This is a genomic window from Siphonobacter curvatus (genome assembly GCF_002943425.1).
Classification (GTDB): domain Bacteria; phylum Bacteroidota; class Bacteroidia; order Cytophagales; family Spirosomataceae; genus Siphonobacter; species Siphonobacter curvatus.
The window spans coordinates 1,923,995-1,945,428 of record NZ_PTRA01000001.1 but is presented as its reverse complement, the minus strand read 5'-3'; the positions used below and the strand labels follow the sequence as shown (position 1 = coordinate 1,945,428).

Here is a 21,434-nt window from a genome sequence, read left to right as displayed (position 1 = left end):
GAGCTGCGTCTATTGAAAGAGTAAGGGAGCGGTTTCTGCCACATATTTCTTGACATTCATCCAGGTGTGTCCCCCATCCGTAATCCGGCTTTTGAAGTTTACGTTTTTCGCCTTCAGATAATCCATGAATTCGAGGGTGCCTTTGTAGAGAAAATCATCGCTCCCCACGCTTACCCACAGTAGTTTCAGTTGCTTGTTGGTTTGGGCTGGGTTACTGGCAATGGTCCGATAACTACGCTCCATTTCGGCGGGCGAGAGATACGAACTATACGCACACACCCAGGCAAAGGTGTCCATGTGGCCAAAGGCGGCCCGGAGGGTTTGTCCCCCACCCCGTGAGAAGCCACCGATGGCCCGGTTTTCCCGATTGGCCAGCGTACGATAATTTTTCTCGATGTAGGGAATGATGTTCTGGATCAGATCGTCGCCAAAGGCATTCGCCCGATTCACGGCATCGGCATCGTCGCGTACGACGGGATCGGCAGGTTTAGCCCCACCCTTCTGTTCGGTTATCCGGGCGGCGATGTTCCCGTAGGGCATCACGATGATCATTGGTTTCGTTTTCCCCTCGGCCAGCAGGTTATCCAGAATCAGATTCGTCCGACCCACTTTGTAGAAAGTTTCTTCCGTATCCGTGGTACCGCTGATGAGGTAGTATACGGGGTATTTTTTAGTGGGATTCTGATCGTATCCCGGTGGCGTGTACACAACCAGCGAGCCCGTTGTACCTTCGACTGAAGGATAATATTCGTACGACACCGTTCCATGCGGTACGTCTTTCAGGGCATGAATCAACGGCGTATCGCCCGGTACATCGACCAGACTGGCCTTGAAACGCTCGTTCGGAAAAAAGGCCACATTGGCCGGATCCATAACGGTTACACCATCAACCTGAAAGCTGTACGGATAGATGTCAGGCTTCACCGGACCTACCGTCACGCTCCAAATGCCCTGTTCATTTTTCGTCAGGGAAACGGCCGACTTTTCAAACTGTCCGCTCAGCTTTACCTCCCGGGCCGTTGGGGCCAGATACCGAAACGTAACGGTGTGATCCGCATGAACCTCGGGGGATACCACCAGCGGTCCCCTCGGTGGCTGGGCCCGGGCAATGCCGACCAGGCTTAGCAACAATCCGCTGAACAACCATCGGCTCAGACGGGGCATCAGGTAATGATTTTTCATAGCGTATAGGGGTTTAGAGTAAAGAGAGCTTTCAGCCTTATTACAAAAAGCTTGGTTTTTTTAATGCGTTGAAACCTCGGTATTCACCTAGACCGGGTTTGGTTCTTTTTACTGGCCGATTGGTAGCACCTGAGCCTTTAAGGCTGCACCTCTCCACGACTACCCATTCCATGGTGGCCACCATGGAATGGCCACCATGGAATGGGTAGTCGTGGAGAGGTTTTACTTTCTAATGATTAAATAGTTGGTGCTTGTTCGTTACTAGCGAGTTGGTATTATAGACGACATAAACCCGATCCCCATCCTATCACATTCCATGCGGACTAAATCACCAGCCGAGTTTGCAGGACGAAATAGTGATTTTTTGATGGGTGTTATTAGCCATTTCGAAATAGGCAACATAACTAACCCATCATTATTCCTTCACCTCAAACCCTTGCAACGACAGCATCCGCACGGCGTATCGCTTGCCTAATTCTCGGATGCTTTGGGAAGTAAAATGGAGTTTATCCGGAACCGCCGGGAGGCCTGCCGAGGAAATGACGTAGGCCTTTGGAATCGTTTGGGGTAGCGTAGCTATGATGGCATTCATGCTGGCACATTTGCCATCCTGATCCTGATTGACCACTTCGCCCGCAAGTAAGGGTACTGAATCCGGGGCTAGGCCGAGATCTTTCAGCAAGTCAGCGTATACTTTCTGTACTTTACCTGGCCAGGCCTTATCACCCGTATTAGACTCCCCCTGATGGAGCAAAATTCCTTTAATCACTCCCTGTTTCTGGGCCAGTCGAGCCATGGTCAGCAGTCGTTCGTAGGGGTTGCCGCCGTACGCATTCGCCATATTGATCATCCAGGGTCTTTCCGTGGCTGAAGAGTCCAGATAGGCCCGATACTGAACTTTATCGAAAATCTCGATCTTACTACCTCCCACCGCTACCGGTACGACACCCACCCGTATCGAGTCAGGTAAATGAGCGATCAGTGTACGGCCAAAATAGTCGGCCGGTGACAGACGGGTATTACACCGAAACAGGGGTGGTTTAGCCGGGTACCAGTTGCCTTGGGTCCGTCCCAACTGCGGGCAATCCACCGTAGCCAGTAGTTGAAACCGAGTACTGACCGTCGTATCCTGAGACTCGATTGCAGCGGGTCCTTCCATGTTCGACTGGCCGAGGCAGAGGTAAATATGAAAGTTAGGGTCCTGGGCAAACACGTGTTCATGACCGAACGCGATGCAGCATAGAAACCAAAGCATACCAATCTTTTTCATACAGGTCAGGTTTAGAGGTCAATCGAAAGCGTTAAATAGGTTGAAGGTGTGTGTGCTATGACTTAACGAATGCGAAACTCATTTCTACCGCAGGACACAGCCTCGTATTTACTCGCTCTCAACTATTTAGCTTTTATCCATTTAGCTTATTAGACTATTTCTGGTCATTCCGTATTACTCAAATACGGCCACAAAACCATCGTTTGCTTTCAGCGTAATCGGTAACTTCCCAGATGCCGGCAATGCCAGGGCTTGCGACTGGAAGGAAGCGTCTTTATCAGCCTCGCCCGAACCAATGACCGTTGCTTTTTTATTTTTCAAAAACGACAAGTCGAGTTCCAATTTCTTCTCCGCCTTTTCGCCGTTGATTCCGGCTACGTACCACTTGTTTCCCTTCTTACGGGCTACGACGTAGTGTTTTCCGGGATAGCCATCAATGAATTTTACATCTTCCCAGTAATCCGGAAGCGTCCGCAGAAAATCCTTGACGTACGTAGGTACATGGGCCATGCCATCCGGACTTTCGGCATAATGCTGAATGCCAGACAGAAAAACGACCGACGTAGCCAGTTCAAAAGCCGAGGTAGTAGCCCGCTTGATGCGCGGAATCTTATACAGGTTCATGGGCGTAAAATCCATCGGATCGAACGCATTCCGAACCATAGCACACATCACCGCGTGTTCGGGAGCCTGGTTCGCGGCCTGTTGGGAAAACGTAATCATCTCGTAACCGAAAACGGCTTCGGCCGTCATCAGATTTGGGTAGGTCCGTTGTAGGCCCCGCGGTAAGGTTGCTCCGTGAAAATTCACCAGTAATTCATGCGTCGCCGCATCTTCCAGAATATCCTGGTAGTAGTTGATCATGGATTGACCATCGCCCCCAAAGAAATCGATTTTAATTCCTTTGATGCCCATTCGGTGAAGTCGGGCGAATTCCTGCATCCGGCTTTCATGGGTCAAAAGTTTGTCCTTCGGGGTAAATTTGACCGTATTCCAGCTACCGGCTGAATTATACCAGAGTAATACGCCAACGTTTTTGGTTTTGCCGTAATCGGCCAGCAGTTGTACCGAATCGTAACCAATGGTTTGGTCCCAATTCGCATCGATCAGGCAGTACTGCCACTTCAAATCCGCCGCAAAATCGATGTAGCGTTTTTGTACGCGATACACCGTAGAGTCATCTTTCTTCAAAACCCAGCTCCAGGAAGCTTTTCCCGGTTTGATGAAAGAATCCTTCATAGGGCGAGCGGGCAGAGCCAGATCCGTACCCAGCGTTGATTCCATGACCGTTTTCAGATCACCGATCACTAAGATTCGCCAGGGTGTTTTCCAGGGAAGGGTCGATTCGGGATTCAGCGTCGCTTTCCCATTGGTGAATACTTCCGCGGGCTGCGGAAAGTTAATCTTGTACTCACTATTTGGTGATTCCTGTTGTAAGGCAGTACCGCAATATCCTCTACCTAAATCCGCTTCTGTGAGTAACAGCCAGGTGTTGTTGTACCGAAAAAGAGCCGGATAAATCCAGCCATTCTTACCAGGAGCCGGCGTTCCCGTCGGCTTGTCCATCGTATAATGGGCTTCGTACGAGGGATTGGTATGTTCAAAACCCGTCTGAGCTTCCGTTTTAGGTTGCAGCCAAGACCGCGTTCCTTCGTTAAAACGGAAACTGGTAGCTTCGGCCGTAATCTTCCTTACTTCCGCCGACGTTTCAGGGAATACGTAACGAAAAGCAACCCCATCATTGGATACTCTAAAGATCAGGTTCATTTTCTTACCCGACGCCGTCTGGATTTCCCAGACGCGTTCTGTAGCGGTGTAGGAGATATCGCTCTTTTTCGCATTCACGCTGCGATACTGATCTTTCACGGTCCGCGGGGAAGAAACCTTAATTAGGCTTAGATTCTTCGAAAAGTCTTCATCCTCCCGAATGACGCCCAGTTTCGAATCGGGCAGTACGAGCTCGCCTTTGTAGCGAATCTGATACGTTGCCCGCTCCGGATTAACGGTTACGGCGAGTTGCTTATCTGGACTCAGGATTTGCCCGTCCTGAGCTTTTCCCGAGAAAAAGGAAAAGCTCAAGGCGAGGCAACTTATGACAACTGTATATGGCTTGGAAAAAGAGATCATCTGCATGAATAGTCTGTCAGGGAGGACCCCTGCTTGAATTCTAGGGTTGCGTAAGCGTATCACTGATGCGGAAGTAGTCGAAATCAGCGTAACCGCCCGTCTGTTGCGTGGCGTAATTGAACAGGCCAAAACGGTAGCCCATAAAGTGTGGAATGGTGTAGGGCATTTTGAGCGGTTCACCCATACGCGTCCAGGTTTTGTTGTCGAGGCTGTAGAAGAAGTGGGCCGTATCCTTCCGGTCCCGGAAATCGCATTCTGCTTTCAAATAAATCATGTTCTGATTCAGCGGAATGTTTTGTAACTCTATGGGTTTCCCAGCCACCATTTTCACCATTACTACGGAGGGCTTACCCTGCGTAACCTTCACGCCCACCAAGCCATACTCTTTTTGTAACAGGCTTAACCCAGCGAAATCACCGTCTTTCATCTGCGATACATCCAGGGCAGTAGTCCCTGATGATTCCGGTCCGATGGTACGTTGGGTGAGAGTGTTACGGGCTTGCGTGAAGGAGGTGTCTACGCGACCCGTCTGGAGTCGTAAAAATCCTTTGCGTTCGCTGAGTGACCACAGCTTCGGTTCGGGATTATGATTCCATTGCCAAACCAGCGGCAAGTCCGGTTCGCCCTTTTTACGGCTGAACTCATCGGAAGCAACAATTCCCGGAATTAGTCCTTTGCTCGCGGACAAGGGCAGCTTTTCGGGCACTTTGCCGTTTTCGCCCAATACCGGCCAGCCGTTTTCCCAAGTAACCGGAACCAGATACGGAATCCGTCCTACCCCACCAAAATCCCGGAACAGATAAGCGTACCACTTTCCATCAGGCGTATCAATCAGGCCACCCTGAGCTACGCCCAAATCCTGTAAGCCGACTTTGCCTTCCCAGGGACCCGTAATTTTATCCGCCCGGTGAATCACAACCGTACGCATACTTCCCTTGGGCCACGTGATGTTGAAGAGGTAGTACTTGCCCTTCACTTTGAATAACTGTGATCCTTCAGCGGGCAGTCCCCCTGCCGTACCTGAGGGAGTACTGGCATTCTCAATGATCACCTGTTCGGTAGTACCGGGCTTCACGCCGGAAAGATCGGCGGAGAGTTCGATCAGCTTGAGTTTGCCGCCACCGTAGATCATATAGACCCGACCGTCATCGTCAAAAAACAAACTGTGATCGTGATACGAAGGCTTAAACGAAACTTCTTTCCAGGGACCTTTTTCAATGTTTTGGGTGGAATAGATGTAGGTTTTACCCGTAGTCTGAGCGAACGTCGTGACGTAGTACGTACCCTTGTGGTACCGCAGGCTACTGGCCCAGGAACCTCGGCCGTAAGTACTCTTGCCGTTGGTCAGATTCAGTTCATCCATCTCCCCCAATCGATCATACGCGTAACCTATCAGCTGCCAGTTGATTAAATCCTTGGACTTCATCAGGGGCAAGCCCGGACTCATGTGCATAGTGGTACTACTCATGTAATACGTATCCCCTACCCGAATCATGGAAAGATCCGGTACATCCGCAAAGATGACCGGGTTTTGGGCCTGGGCGAATAAAAGCTTACTAGAGCAAAGCAGACACAGCAATATAAAGCTTCTTATCATGTTTTTCGGGTAAAGGTTAGGTGCTAACAGGACCTAGTTACGAGTTAGATCCGAAATTTAAAAGGAATAGGTCTCTCCTGAACGATCAACCTATTCCTGAATTTCCCCAGCTACGCTTACTTATACATGGGGTCTTTTCCTTCGTACTTCAAATAACGGAAGGAAGCAGTATTCGAACTACTCTCACCGGAAGACGTGGCGTACATACCGTACACGCAGCCGATGAATCCACCCGCTACTTTGGTACTCAGAAACTTACCGTCCAATTTATCTTTCAGTACTTGCCAGTTTTTACCGTCCGTCGTATACGAGAAACTGTAGGAATCACCTTGCGAAGAAATACGAAGGTTCACTTTTTCAGCCGTGGTATTCAGGGGGGCTTCCGTTACTAATTCCATCGATTTTTCGCGGGGTACACTCTTGAAAATCTGAATGAAGGGTTTTCCGTCTTTCAGGCTTTTACTCAGGAAGTAAAAATGATGTTCATCCTGCAAAATCACCAGCCCCGCTTTCTCGTGCTCTGCTTTGGGATTGAAGCTCAATTCGGTTTCGGCCGTGCTGTACAAGTGTTGCTGACGCTTGCCAATAAACGAAGGGTTGCCCGTCTCCATGCAGGTCTCCGGTTTCAGTTTCAACGTCAAACCCTGTTTTTTAGAAAGCGTATACGAATCAGGGTCTACCGTACGCATGAACAGCAAGGAAGGATCCAGCGACTTTTCGAAGGTCATCGTATAGCCAAAATTACCCGATTGGGGTAACAGATCTTTCGGCTTGTTTTCGGCATAATTGACCGGATAGGAATACTGAATTTCCTTGTGATTGGGGTTGATGATTGGCCAATCTTCCTTCCATTCTACTGGAGCAATGAAGGTTTCACGGCCCGTATTATAGAAATCACCTTCGTAGGGACGAACGGCCAGAAAGATGGAGTACGTTTTTCCATCGGGACCTTCCACAAACTGAGCGTGGCCAGCGGACGTAACGGGGTCTTTCCGGTCTTCGGGTAGGCCTTTCTGCGTCAGGATGGGATTGTGTTCGTAGGGTACGTAAGGTCCCCAGACCGACTTACTCCGGAAGACTACTTCGGAGTGATTTACGGAGGTGCCTCCTTCGGCGGCATACAGGTAATACCAGTTGTTTCGCTTCAGAATATGCGGCCCTTCAATCCATACGGGCTTTTTGCTAATGTCTACCCCGCCATTTACCAGTTGCTTTTCCTCACCTACCACCTTTAAATTTTGATAATCAAACTCGTACATGCGGATGGTTCGGTGACCGGAGTACTGAGGTTTGTTGTCGGGAGCATCGCTGTTATAAAGGATGTAGGCTTTGTCGTTATCATCGAAATACAGCGACGGGTCGATGCCCCGAACCTGCGGAATCCGTACCGGATTACTCCAGGGACCCGCCGGGTTTTTCGCCGTTACTACAAAGTTACCATCGTGGTCAATGTCCGTACAGGTCACGTAGTACGTGCCTTTGTGGTAGCTGATGGCCGGAGCAAACAGACCACGGGTTAATCGCTCACCCATGAAATCCATTTGCGAGGGGCGGTCAATGACGTTCCCAATCTGTTTCCAGTTTTTCAGATCCTTACTGTGAAAAACGGGGATGCCGGGGAAGTAGGAAAACGTAGAGTTAATCAGGTAATAATCCTTGTCAACCTGCACAATACTCGGATCCGGATAGAAGCCCGATAGAATAGGATTTACTAAGGTAGTCTTCTGAGCTATTCCAACATTCAAGCCACAAAGGCAGAGAAAAAGAATTGACAGGATAGGTTTTCTCATGTTTTTGTAAGATCAATCCAATGATGTGATTCCGGGTGCTCCGTATTGCAACTATTCCGTAGAGCCCCGTATTAATTTTTAGATGTCGGCGGAAAAGTCAACGGCTTCAAAAGTAGGCGTAACTACAAAAAGGCCTAGGATAAAAATCTTTAAAAAAGCAGAAAAAATGTTTAATTAATTAAATATCTCTCCCTAAAAAGGGTATTTTTTTACATTATTTCTATATTTTTTTACATTTATACTACCCGTTAGCTTCCCTGCTCGTCTAGTTTTGTTAAACGTTTCTACCTCAAAAAACGAGCGTAACTCTTGTTACATCGGCTAATAACCGAGAGCTTTTTTTGAGCCTGTCCTACCTAATACGGGCACCCGATTGACTCCTAACCCTATTACCATTACTTCACAAAGTTCCAACAAATGCTATGGAGAAACCTGTAACATTCCGAGAACATCCGATCAAATGGATGATGATTCCGCCAGTGGTTTGTTTGCTGCTACACATGCATACGTCCAGTGCAGCACCTGACTATTTCAACCATTCCTCAATTCATGACAAAAGCCTTACTAAAACAAATGTTCGGATCGACCGGGTTATAACCGGAACCGTTAAAGACGACCAGGGACAAGCCGTTCCGGGCGTTAGTCTATCCATCAAAGGTACTACGCAGGGCACGGTCAGTGACGAACAGGGTCAGTTTCGCTTAACGATTCCTAATGATAACACGACGCTGGTCGTTACGCACGTAGGATATGCCAGCCAGGAGATCATCGTGGGTACGCGATCTACGGTCGAAGTAGTACTGAAAAATGATCAGCGTATACTAAGCGAGATCGTCGTCGTGGGCTACGGTACCCAACGCAGAGGGGCCATCACTGGGGCGGTTTCGTCCGTTACATCCAAAGCCCTCAATGAGTTACCCGTAGCGGGTGTAGATCAGGCCTTACAGGGTCGGGTTGCTGGCTTAAACGTTACCAATAACGGTTCGCCGGGGAGTGCTCCCATTGTTACCATTCGGGGTATTAGCTCCATCAGCTTTGCCTCTGATCCACTCTACGTTGTGGATGGTTTTCCGATGGCTATCTCCAACATTGATCCCCGCGATATTCAATCGGCGGAAGTGCTGAAAGATGCTAGCTCGGCCGCCATTTACGGTTCCAGAGCTACCAATGGCGTCATTCTGATTACGACTAAAAAAGGAGCCTTGCAGGATCGGTTGCGGGTATCCTTCGATGCGTACTTCGGCGTTCAAAGTCCCACTCGCGAGTTCAATTTGCTCAATACGCAACAATATCAACAGTACGAAAGAGCCCTGAATGGAGCGAGCAGTGCACTCCCGCCGCGTCTGGAATCGGCTAACTTCAATCTGCCAATTTACGAAGGAGCTACGCAGACGTTTGCCCAGACCAATACTAACTGGCAACGGGAGTATTTCAGAAGAAACCAGCCCCTTCAGCAGTACAACATCTCCTTAAGTGGCGGTAATGGGGCTTCGCGTTTTTACACGGGAGCGGGTTACTTCGATCAGCAGGGGATCGCTCAGGGTCTTAACTTCAAGCGTTTCAATTATCGTTTGAATTCTGAACATAACCTGAGCAAGGTTTTCACGTTCGGCGAAAATCTGTACATCAGTCAATCCAAACAGCGTTTTGACGTTTCACAGGGAAACCGTACGCCCATTGTAAATCTCATCCGGATGCAGCCCTATCTACCCGTGTATAACCCCAATAATCTGGGTGGATTCATGGGTCCGCAGAATAGTTTCGATGCTTCCGATCCAGTCAATCCGGTAGAGCGGGCTTTCCTCGTCGAAAACATCAACAATACGACCCGTATCCTGGGCACGGCGTACTTGAAAGTAAACATCGCTCCCTGGCTGAAATTCACGTCTACTTACGGTCTGGACTACTCGAACGTATACATCACGAACTACACCCCTATTCATAACGATGGTGGTACGTCGATTGCAGCCACGGCCAGTATCCAGAATCAACGTCTGCTCACCAATACGCAGCTATTCACTCAGCAGCTGACGTTCGAGAAATCGTTCGAAGGCCATAACCTTGGAGCTACGGTTGTCTACGAAACGCAGAGTCAGAATGTGCGGAACGAAACCGCCAGCGGTACCCAGAGCACGAACGTGGTCCGTACGCTCAACGGAGCCAACAATGTAACGGCCAACAGCATTTACGAAACCAACTACATCCGCTCCATGGTGGGTCGGGTGACGTATGACTACAACGAGCGTTACATACTGGCGGCTTCACTTCGTCGGGATGGTCTGTCCGTTTTTGCTCCGGGTAAGAAATTCGAAAACTTCCCGGCCGTTTCGGCAGGCTGGCGGATTGATCGGGAAAACTTCATGAAAGATGTACGTGGCGTCTCTGAATTCAAACTCAGAGGGGGTTACGGGATTACGGGTATCAATGGCGTGCTGCTGGGTAACTATCCGTATCTGCAACCCATTCAGCGGAATCAGGCTACCTATCCTTTCAATGGTACGGTTATTAACGGAAACGGTTCTTTCTACAACGGTTTGAGTAATCCGAATCTGGCTTGGGAGAAAACCAAACAAGCCAACGTCGGTTTGGATATGGGCTTTTTGGAAAATCGCTTAAGCGTCGTCGCGGAATATTTTCAGCGGAAAACGGACAACCTGATTCTGACCGTTCCTACGCCTACTAGCTTTGGTTTTGGCGGAGCCGGAACCCTGGCCAACGTAGCGGCCATGGAGAACAACGGGGTCGAACTTCAGGTAGGTTATCGGAAAACACGGGGCGATTTCACCTGGAATGTAACGGGTTTAGTAAGCGTCATCCGAAATCAGGTGGTACGACTGAATAACGAGAATGCCTCCATTACCGCCGGGGGTGATGCCGATTTTGGTGGTGGTGGCCCTTTAACGAATACCGTAGCGGGTAAAGCCGTACAGTCGTTCTACGGGTACGTCGTAGAAGGTATTTTCCAGAATGAAGCCGAAGTTACTTCACACGCGACACAAAGCGGAGCTGCTCCCGGGGATTTGAAGTTTAAGGACCTGGACGCCAACGGTATCATCAATGACGATGACCGCACGTTTATTGGAAGCTTCCTGCCGAAGTTCAGTTACTCACTCAATTACGCAGCTAACTACAAAAACTTCGATTTCACGGTCTTCTTCCAGGGCGTACAGGGTAATAAAATTTTTAATGCGGCCCGGATTATTCGCGAAGGCATGCCTCGCTTGTTCAATGCCGATGTGGCCGTTCTGAACGCCTGGACTCCTTCGAACACCAATACGGATATGCCGAGAGCCGTGAACGGAGACCCGAACCAGAACGTACGCCCCTCGACCCGCTGGATTGAAGACGGCTCGTATTTACGGTTTAAGAATGTCATGATTGGCTACAATGCCCCCGAATCCTGGACGAAACGTACCGGAGGCCTGGGCCTTAGCCGACTACGCCTCTACCTCTCCGCCCAAAACTTGTTTACCATTACCAAGTACTCCGGTCTGGATCCGGAAATCGGTTCCAAGAACGGAACGCTGACGAATGGTGTCGACTACGGTCAGTACCCCACCCCCCGATCTTTTCAAGCAGGAATCCAGGCCACTTTTTAATTTATACTCGTATGAAACTATCTAAACGAAGCATTCGAACGGCGTGTATAATGGTTATGCTACCCATTATGTACTCCTGTAATGATAATACGTTGAATACCATTAACGAAAACGTGGTATCCACTACTGATTATTTTAAAAATAGTGATGAACTTCTGGCGGGTACCAATTCCATCTATGCCACCGTGCGTAACATTTCGCTGGTGGCCCGGGAGTGGTTCTTCCTCCATGATTTGAGAAGCGATGAGGTAGCCGCTGGTGGAAGTCAGCTGGAAGTACCCCGCTTTCAGATTCTAAGTGGCAATACGGATCCCACCAACAGCGTCATGAACTCGGTCTGGAATGGCTTGTATACCGTCATTCACCGGGCCAATACGGTCATCGAAAACGGGCCTAATGTGACGGATAATGCCGCCGTACGCGACCGGGCGGTGGCCGAAGCCAAATTCCTGCGAGCCTGGGCTTATTTTGAACTGGTTACTTTCTGGGGAGGCGTACCGCTGTACACAGCACCCGTTAAGTCGCCATCCGACTACCAGCCCCGAGCAGAAGTCAATGCGATCTATACCTTAATCATCGAGGACTTGCGGCTAGCGGCCAGTGCCTTACCCGGCAAAGCGGCTACCGACAAAGGCCGTGCTACCAATGGTGCTGCCAATGCCTTGCTTGGACGAGTATTGATGCAGCGGGCTGATTACGCCGGTGCCAAGGAGGCCTTGCTGAAAGTGACTGCCTCCGGTGCGTATACGTTAATGGATCGCTACCTAGATAACTTCGAGGAAGAAACGGAATTCAATGCCGAGTCCATCTTTGAAGTAGCGTACGTGGATAAGGGCGATAATGATTTTAACTGGGGTGGCAACGATACGCCTAACTCCGCTCAGTCTACCATTCGTAATCAGGAATATAACCCGGTCGCCTGGCGAAATCTGATTCCCTCAGACAAGCTGTTAAATGAATTCGAAAACACGGCCACCGGAGCTACGAAAACCGATCCCCGTTTTAGTTTCAGTTTCTACCAAACCGGCGATCGCTACAACAATGATGCGGATGTACTAACCGACGCCGATCAAAACGGTAATTCATCGCTGGTAAATGGCGTTCGCAAGAAGGTCAGCATTCGGAAGTTTATGATTCTGTACAAAGAAGGAAAAGCAAAGGCAAGTTACCACCCCGGCGGTAACAACCAGCGGATCATTCGGTACGCTGAAGTATTAATCAACCTCGCCGAATGTGAGGCCGAGCTGGGTAACCTTACGGCGGCCGTAGGCTACCTCAACCAGGTTAGAGCCCGAAAAAGTGTAGCGATGCCCGCGTATCCAACGAGTCAATTCCCTACCAGCACGAAAGCTCAGGTGATCAAAGCTATCATGCATGAAAAAATGGTTGAACTTTCGGTGGAATGCATGCGTAGTATCGATATTCTTCGCTGGCGGCCCAAGGGTTACTTCACGCAGGAACCGTTCTCGTATTTCCGGGCGAACCGGGATGAGTTACTCCCCATTCCGGTGGCAGAACTGGACAATAATCCGCTGGTGAATGGCAAGCAAAACCCGGGTTATTAAGCAGTACTGAATCCCTTGTCTGTTGCGTAGGCAAGCTGGAAAAGAAGGGAGCTTAGCTCCTATCCTGACCGCTGTACCACGGGCAAAAACGAAAAGGCTCCAGGGGCAAATATGCTTCCGGAGCCTTTTCGTTTTACTGTTTCGCTTTGGATCCTAATCCAAGTGTTTTATACAGATTTAGATCATTACTCAAGCAGTACTACAGGTGAAACGCAGGCAATGCTTTATACTGGATTTTCGGCTTTTGTCCGTGCTTTCTGTATATACTCCGATGGAGTCATATTAAACTGAGCCTTAAATACTTTGGTAAAGTAATTCGGGTTGGCAAAACCAATCTCGTAAGCCACCTCGGCAATGTTCATATCGCTTTTGTGCAAAAGCAGAGCGGCCCGTTCCAGCTTGATGGAGCGGATATACTCTACCGGTGTCATGCCCGTAAACTCAAGCAATCGGTTGTACAACGAAGCCCGGCTCATGGATAAATGGCTACTGAGGGTTTCCACCGATAGCTGCGGATTCGCCAGGTTGTCATGCACATAGGCCAGTACCCGCTCCAAGAATCGCTCCCGTTCCGGAACAATTTCAGGATTGGGTGCCGTGATGACTACCTGTTTAGTATACGTATCCTTGAAAACTCGGTTGAGAGCGATCAGGCTATTCATTTTTGCCTGTAACACCGCAAAATCAAAGGGTTTCGTAATGTAGTCCGTAGCTCCGGATTCCAGCCCCGACAGCGGACCATTTTCCTCCACGGCTGCGGTCAATAAAATGATCGGAATGTGTTTCGTTCGCTTATCGGCTCGCAACTTCCGCGTTAATTCCAGACCATTCATCTCGGGCATATTAATGTCACAGACAATTATATCGGGATGATGAAACAAAATCCGTTGCCAGGCCTCTTTCCCATTGGTAGCCTCGTAAAGCCGGTAAAAGGTCTTGAGATTTTCCTTGATGTAAAAACGGAAATCTTCGTCGTCTTCAACAATCAGTACCAAGGGTTGATCTGCGTTTTTGGCGGATACTTCTACAGCGGGTAAATCCGCCAGCGGGTGCGTTACAGGCACTATCGTTTCGGTTACCTCTAAAACCTCCGGGCTCTCCTCCCGTTTCAGCCGTAGCCGAAAGGTAAATTTGCTACCCAAGCCCACGGCACTTTCTACGTTGATTTGGCCGTCGTGCATTTTGACAAACTCTTTGACGATGGATAAACCAATTCCGGTTCCCTGATTGAGAATAGCCGGCCCCGTATCGTGCTGGAAAAAGCTTTCAAAAATCCGGCTCTGGGCTTCCAATGGAATACCAATGCCCGAGTCTTTGACGGATACGCCTATACAAGCGACCTCAGCAGTAGACTCCTCCGGACATGCCTCAAGGTTTACGCGAATAGAGCCCTTTTCCGGCGTAAACTTAAACGCATTGGACAACAAGTTGAACAGAATACGTTCGACTTTATTTTCATCGAAGTAGAGTATTTCCTCTTCCATTTCAGTCGAAAAGGACAAGATGATATTCTTTCGAATCGCCAGGTCATTGAACGACTGGACTACATCTTTTAGAAAGGCTACAATTTGTCCGTTCTTCAGGTGAAGCTTTAGTTCCTGTTCTTCCAGTTTTCTGAAATCGAGCAGTTGATTGACCAGGTTACTCAACCGCCGGGCATTCCGGTTAATGAGGTTTAGCTGATTGGCTACACTTTCATCAAAATTTTGTTTTAACAATTTTTCGGCGGGACCAACAATCAGGGAAATAGGCGTTCGGAACTCGTGACTGAGATTCGTCAAAAACTTAATTTTCATTCGATCAAACTCCCGCGAATATTCGGCCTCTTTACGCTGTTGTTCCAGCAATTGACTCGCCCGAAGTCTTTCCTGTTGAATGGCAAATTTTTGTTTTAAATTGTTGATACTCCGGCGACGGATTAAGTACAAAATTCCGAAGATGACGAATACGTAGAAAATGTACGCGTAAATCGTTTGCCAAAAGGGCGGTGCTACTTTGATGCGAACGGATGTACCCTGGTTATTCCAGAGACCATCGTTATTCGAAGCAATAACCTGAAAAGTATACTCTCCGGGACTTAGATTCGTGTAATAAGCACTGTGTTCTTTACCCGCGTCGATCCATTGATTATCAACCCCTTCGAGTTTGTATTTATACTGATTGTACTCAGGAACGGTAAAATTAAGGGCTTCGAAATTGATGGAAAAGTTTTGTTTGTAAGCCAGACGGATTTCGCTGGCCGTCAGTAACGACTGCTCAAGGGGTCCATTTGGTGACGGAACAACGGCCTGATTATCGATTTTCAGCTCCGTTAATACTACTTCGGGAATGTGACTATTGATCTTTATATCCGATCGTTTAAAGTGATTAAACCCACTTTGTCCACCGAAGTAAAGTTCGCCCGTAGAAAGCTGTAAGCCGGAACCTAAAACAAAAGCCCCCCCCTGTAAACCATGATGATGGGTATAATTTTTAAAGCGTTTAGTGACCGGATTAAAACAGCTCAGGCCTTTATTGGTACTCAGCCAAAGCTCGCCGGTGGGCATTTCAATAATTTTTAATACTACACCGTTAATTAGACCATCACTTTCAGATAAGGTCTGAAATTGCTTACTCTGGGGACGCAAGTAAGCTAAGCCATTTCCGTTAGTACCAACCCAAATCGTACCTTTGGCGTCCTCTTTGATCGATAAAATATAATTACTGGGTAAGCCACTATTTTTTTTGTTGTAAAAAGTAAACATTTTGGTTTTGGGATCGTAAACCGAGATACCCCCACCAAAAGTACCCGCCCAGATTCGACCGTATTTATCTTCCTCAAACGACCGGATGTAGTTGTTGGACGGTTTGGTTCGGTCGTCCGTGTAATCACTTTGAGTAACCAGTTTCTCGATCGTGTTTGTTTTCAGGTTGAGGATATTAATCCCCCCACCGTTGGTACCGATCCAAAGATTCCCATGCCGATCTTCTTTTAAACAGAAAATGTCATTCGAATTAAGATCCTTTTCGCCTTCTCCCTTCTTAAATCGAACGTAGTGTTTGGAGCCGGGCTGATAACAAAACAAACCGTTTAAATACGTGCCAATCCACAACTGCTGATTACGCCCCATTTCCAGAGCCAGTATACTTAAATCATGCCTGTTGTTCTTTCGATCATCCGGTAATTGAATCTGTCGGAATAAATCTTTTTGTGGTAGGTACTCGTGCAAACCTCCGCCATCGGTCCCTATAAAAACGCTGTTTTGATACTCCGCAAAAGACGTAACGGTAGCTGATTTTAATCCATAAGGATCAAAGGCATTACTTTGCTTGAGTTTGAAATGACTCTGACTTTTATCGTACTTATTAAGTCCTCCCTGATACGTTCCTACCCAGCAAATGCCCTTATCATCCACCAGAATAGAACGGATGGACCGGCTACTCAAACTATGAGGATCCCGGCTGTCGGGGCCGTAACTAACGATGTTTTCTGTAGTCAAATCCAATACGTCTAATCCTTCGTCAGTTCCCAGCCATAATTTGTCGCTATCATCCGCAACCATCGCATAAATGGCATTACTACTGATGGAATTTTTCCCGGTGGCATACGAAAAATTTTTAAAACTGTTTCCATTCGATTCCAGCTTACTTAACCCATTGTTCGTACTTACCCAAATCGCATTACGACTATCCTGAACAATGGCTGAAATGTAGTTATGCGTTAGACTTCGGGGGTTATGTTCCTCATGGCTATAGTGTCTGATGAGGTTATAGTTTTTGTCATAGAGCCATAAGCCCTTATCCGTTCCCAGCCACAGTTGATGGCTACGGTCCTCGAAGGCATACAGTGAAGTTTGTCCTTCGAAATTCTTCAGGATCTTTTGATAGGGTTTTTGAGTAATTAGTTTTTTAGTAGTAGGATCAATGATATACAAAGCTCCGTAACTGGTAACCCAGAGATTACCGGTATGATCAGCTGTAATATGCGTAATGGCGGGCTGAATTTTCCGCTTATCTCCTACTTCTTCGAACGGTATAATAGAATCGGAAAGACGATCGTAATAACTGAGTGATCCGCCATTGGTACCAATCCATAGATCTCCATTGGCACTTTCAAAGAGTGCCGTAATATGATTGACCTTTAAGCCTTTATTCTTTTCAGCATCGTGCCGGTAAATTTTAAAATTCGTTCCGTCAAAACGATTGAGTCCATCTTCGGTAGCCAACCAGAGAAAGCCAAAATGATCCTTGCACAAACTGTAGATGGTACTGGAAGAAAGTCCATCTTTATTCGAATAGCTCTTAAATCCCAAGGGTAATTTCTGGGCCAATAAACCAGCAGTATTCAGAATAGCTAGTGTGAATAAAAGGAAAGTTCGTACGAATAGTTTCATGCCTACTTACGGCTATATAAGCACGGGTTTAAAGTCGAGCGTATATATGTATTGAATCGAATTTTTTAAGAACGCACAGCAGCTACTGAAAAATCAGAAGTGCCGGAGCAGATACATTGAGCTACTATCAAATAAGTCCAAAAGTTACTAAACTTAATCCAGCATTTATGCATTCCACGCCGCATTCCTTCGAATCTAATCATGCATTAGTTTTGCCCTTCACGAATCAATCCTTACGACAAAGCCGATAGAAGCCGACTTTGCCGTAAGGATTGAAGGAATTCATGATTATTTCTCTATTGACTAATCAGTGTAATCTGTTCTCCCTTTCGGGTCGGAATGTCATACAGTTGGGTTGGTTTGAGGGTCAGGCCATTGCGGGGGGCCTGGGCCGAAATGACCGCCGCCGGAATTTCTTCCGTGTAGTAATAGGGATTGACATTCGAGCCCGTAGCCTGATGTAAGGTGAGTCCGCCCGTCCCCTGCAAGGCATTGGGCGTGCGAACTCGCAGGTTTCCACCCAGTGTCGAGCGGATGATTACTTTCTTGATCTGGCCTTTCTCCCACTCCATCGCCAAGACTTCAAACCCGCCTCTAGCCCGTAGTCCTCCAATACTGCCCTGTGGCCAAGCATCGGGTAAGGCTGGCAGAAGATGAACCGCCCCGTCGGCACTTTGGAGTAGCATTTCGGTAATGCCAGACGTACAGCCAAAGTTTCCGTCGATCTGGAACGGCGGGTGGGCATCGAATAAATTAGTATAGGTACCCCCACCCCCTTTATTGACGCCGAGCGGCGTTAACTGATTCTGAATCAATGTGTACGCATGATTCCCATCCTGAAATTTAGCCCACCAGTTGACTTTCCAGCCCATACTCCAGCCCGTGGATACATCCCCACGTTGCAGAAGCGAAGTCCGGGCCGCCAGAAATAGCTCGGGTGTGCGGTACGCCGAGATTTGGCTGGACGGAAACAGGCCGTACAGGTGCGACACGTGACGGTGCTTATCTTCCGGATCGTCCACATCGTCGAGCCATTCCTGTAATTGTCCGTGTTTACCCACGTGCATCGGCGGCAGCTTTTGCCGTTTTTCTTTGAGCATCGTTACAAAATCCGCATCCTTATTGAGGAGCTCCGCCGCTCGTATGGCTGTGCTGAATACGTCGAAGACAATCTGATTATCCATCGTAGTACCTGCGTCTACCGACGAACCGCCGTGAGCCTGGGGAGCGTTTTCGGGCGAAGTACTCGGCGTTACGACCAGCCAGTGGTACTTGGGGTGTTCGACCAAGAAATCGGCGTAGAATTGGGCCGCTCCCTTCAGAATAGGATACGCAGAAGCCAGAAATTTCTGATCGCCGTTGTACAGATAATGCTCCCAAAGGTGCTGGCTCAGCCAGGCTCCACCCGCCGTCCACATTCCCCAGAAGGCTCCGTCGATGGGACCGTTGATTCGCCAAAGATCTGTATTATGGTGAGCCATCCAGCCCCCGGCCCCGTACATGACCTTCGCCGTTTCCTGGCCTGTTTCAGCCAGTTCCCGAATCATGCGGAACAAGGGTTCGTGCATTTCGCTAAGATTAGTCTTTTCGGCCGGCCAGTAATTCATCTGGGTATTGATGTTAATGGTGTACTTACTGTCCCAGGGCGGTCGCATCCGGTGATTCCAGACCCCTTGCAGGTTGGCAGGCTGGCCGCCGGGCTGGGAAGACGAAATCAGTAAATAGCGTCCGTACTGGTAGTAGAGCGTCACGAGCTGCGGATCGTTCGCGAAGCGAAAGTTCTTCAGCCGTTCATCCGTCGGCTGACTAGCCGCCTCCGTAGTACCCAAATCAAATTTCACTCGATTAAAAAACTTCTGATAGGCTTCGATATGGGGCTTCCGAATCGCCGGATAGGATTTGGCGTAGGCCTTGTTCAGGTACGCCGCGGCCCGGGCATCCGCGTCACCACCCAGGTCTTTGTAACTGTTGAAATTCGTAGCAATGGAAATATACAGGACGGCTTCGTTGGCTCCACTGACGACCAGCGACGTATCGGTACCCGAAAGGCTTCCACCGGTGGTTTTCAGACGGGCGATGCTTTTAAATTTCACCATTCCTTTCACGCCTTCGTGATCGGAGGTGATTCCCGAAAGGGTAAGCTCCTGATTGGAGCTACGATTCCGTTCGGCTTTCGGGTGCGGGGAAGAAAAAGAAGCAGTAAAGGATAACTTACCCGGCTTGCTGGCGGTCAGCCGCATGACGATCACCTGGTCGGGAAAGGAAGCCAATGCTTCTCGGGTGTAGGTCACATCCCCAACCGTGTAGGTGGTTCGGGCGATGGCCTGTTCGATATCCAGTTCCCGGGAATAGTTGGTAAAGGCCGTATGACCCTCGAAGGTAAGGTTCAGATTACCCACGGGCTGAAACATCTGTCCATGGGATTTTTTCGTCAAAATTGATTGATTGGCTCGCTGCTCCGCTTCCTTGTGTTTACCATCAAAAATGAGTTGTCGGATCTCGGGCAAAGCCGCTAAAGCATTGGGATTATCATTGCGGTTGGGACTACCGCTCCAGACGGTATGTTCATTCAGTTGGATTGTTTCCGTACTGACGTTGCCATAGACCATGGCTCCCAGCCTGCCGTTTCCCAAGGGTAAGGCGTTTTCCCAGACGGTTCCGGAGGGTTCTTTGTACCAAAGTTTCAAGGCTGGTTTTTGCTGCGAAAAGCCCAGGGCAGGTAGCATTAATAAAAGTAGGCAGAGGTAATGTCGGATCATAATTAGCAGTAAAAATAGGTTACTATAGGTAGTACGTATAAAGGTATAAGGTCTTACTCCACAATTGGGGCAAGTCCCTATACATTTTCCTACAATCGCTTTAAAAAACGTAATTAGCCGTGTTGTTAGGAATGGAAGACTCTTTCCTAATACTGCAGTTAGGGCTGTTTTGCTTCCCGATTTAGCACATAAGCCATGGCTAAATAATCATTCGATCTGAGGCTAATAAGACCCTGCTTGTTAATCACAAAGTGCGTTGGATAGCCACTCAGATGTAGCTGATCCGTCAAATAGTTGTACTGGTCGGGTGCAACGGCGTAATCAAATTTAGTCTTCTTTAAAAAGGCTTCGACTTTACTTCTGGATTCCCAGCAGGGACTTACAAAAAGAATGTCTTTCCGATTTTCATACATCTTTTTTAATTCGTTCAGGGCGGGCATTTCCTGAATACAGGGTAAACACCCTAAAAACCAGCATTTCACTACGACAATTTTACCTTTTGTATTCTGATTGGTATACCGGTTCCCTTGCATATCAACAAACGTAAAGTCAGGCAGCGATTTCCCCTCAGCCTGAGCGTCAGCCTGTTCCATTTCGCCCCAAAACTTAAGGGTGTTTTTAATGTCTTTTTCTACCTTGGCCTCCACGGGATACAACTGATAATAGGGCTGATCCTGGGATTGTAAGCGTAAGGGAAGGTAACGACCCGTAGCGAGTTGTTTCAGAAACTGAACGCGGGAAATCGTTTGTTGGGCAGAATCCACGGCATTAAAGGTTTCATAGAGCTTTACGTGCTGCTGACGGTACTTTAAAAAACTCATCAAGTCTTTGAGAATGACGGCTGGCTTTTCTACCGGCTTTCGGTGAACCGGTTGATCCTGACAGGAACTCATGAACAACAACACAGCCATGAGCATGAAGACAGATTTAAATTGCATAGAGTGTAGAGGTTTCGATCTAAATATATCACATTCAAACCAGATCGTAGCAGTATACTCTTTAGGAATACTCTGCTAAGTACGAATTGAATAGTACGTTTCTTTCCGTACAAATCGGTAGTTAGGAAACTCCGTAAAGCGTGTACAGCCGTCCCCTACCAACCGCATTTCGCCTAACTTCTACCAGGATATCCCTATTGGGTACCATTAGCCGAGAAAGAGCCGTTCTACCTT

General features: G+C 48.2%; 10 protein-coding genes. 2 read left to right on the top strand and 8 right to left on the bottom strand.

What is annotated here, in order from left to right; translation table 11 throughout:
- Positions 1-9: 9 nt before the first annotated feature.
- The 5 genes from C5O19_RS07990 to C5O19_RS07970 all read right to left on the bottom strand — a co-directional run bounded on the left by C5O19_RS07990 (position 10) and on the right by C5O19_RS07970 (position 7,966).
- Positions 10-1,182 (bottom strand): esterase, encoded by a 1,173-nt coding sequence (locus C5O19_RS07990; RefSeq protein WP_165795966.1) that lies wholly within the window; start codon positions 1,180-1,182, stop codon positions 10-12.
- A gap of 415 nt (positions 1,183-1,597) precedes the next feature.
- Positions 1,598-2,452 carry a sialate O-acetylesterase gene (locus C5O19_RS07985; protein WP_104711166.1) on the bottom strand — a complete coding sequence of 285 codons (855 nt, stop codon included), beginning with the start codon at positions 2,450-2,452 and terminating at the stop codon, positions 1,598-1,600.
- A 174-nt stretch (positions 2,453-2,626) separates the two neighbouring features.
- Entirely contained in the window at positions 2,627-4,531 is a 1,905-nt protein-coding gene (locus C5O19_RS07980) for a glycoside hydrolase family 97 protein (protein ID WP_207766390.1), read from the bottom strand.
- 88 nt (positions 4,532-4,619) lie between these two features.
- On the bottom strand, positions 4,620-6,176 hold the full coding sequence (locus C5O19_RS07975; RefSeq protein WP_104711164.1) for a glycoside hydrolase family 43 protein: 1,557 nt from the start codon (positions 6,174-6,176) through the stop codon (positions 4,620-4,622).
- Positions 6,177-6,292: 116 nt separating this feature from the next.
- Positions 6,293-7,966: a glycoside hydrolase family 43 protein gene (locus tag C5O19_RS07970; RefSeq protein WP_104711162.1), complete on the bottom strand. Its 1,674-nt coding sequence runs from the start codon at positions 7,964-7,966 to the stop codon at positions 6,293-6,295.
- 422 nt (positions 7,967-8,388) lie between these two features.
- On the opposite strand from C5O19_RS07970, the gene C5O19_RS07965 reads away from it, so the two are divergent.
- Together C5O19_RS07965 and C5O19_RS07960 are read left to right on the top strand one after the other, a co-directional pair.
- Positions 8,389-11,565 (top strand): SusC/RagA family TonB-linked outer membrane protein, encoded by a 3,177-nt coding sequence (locus tag C5O19_RS07965; RefSeq protein ID WP_104711160.1) that lies wholly within the window; start codon positions 8,389-8,391, stop codon positions 11,563-11,565.
- Positions 11,566-11,621: 56 nt separating this feature from the next.
- Positions 11,622-13,130, top strand: coding sequence for a RagB/SusD family nutrient uptake outer membrane protein (locus C5O19_RS07960; protein WP_243406352.1), 1,509 nt, complete (start codon positions 11,622-11,624; stop codon positions 13,128-13,130).
- A gap of 224 nt (positions 13,131-13,354) precedes the next feature.
- On the opposite strand, the gene C5O19_RS07955 is transcribed toward C5O19_RS07960, so the two are convergent.
- From C5O19_RS07955 to C5O19_RS07945, 3 genes are all read right to left on the bottom strand, one after another.
- Positions 13,355-17,503, bottom strand: a complete 4,149-nt coding sequence (locus C5O19_RS07955; RefSeq protein WP_104711156.1) for a hybrid sensor histidine kinase/response regulator transcription factor — start codon at positions 17,501-17,503, stop codon at positions 13,355-13,357.
- A 296-nt stretch (positions 17,504-17,799) separates the two neighbouring features.
- A complete protein-coding gene (locus C5O19_RS07950) occupies positions 17,800-20,262 on the bottom strand; it encodes a glycoside hydrolase family 95 protein (RefSeq protein ID WP_104711154.1) in 2,463 nt (820 codons plus the stop codon).
- A gap of 158 nt (positions 20,263-20,420) precedes the next feature.
- A complete protein-coding gene (locus tag C5O19_RS07945; protein ID WP_104711152.1) occupies positions 20,421-21,200 on the bottom strand; it encodes a TlpA family protein disulfide reductase in 780 nt (259 codons plus the stop codon).
- Positions 21,201-21,434 lie beyond the last annotated feature (234 nt).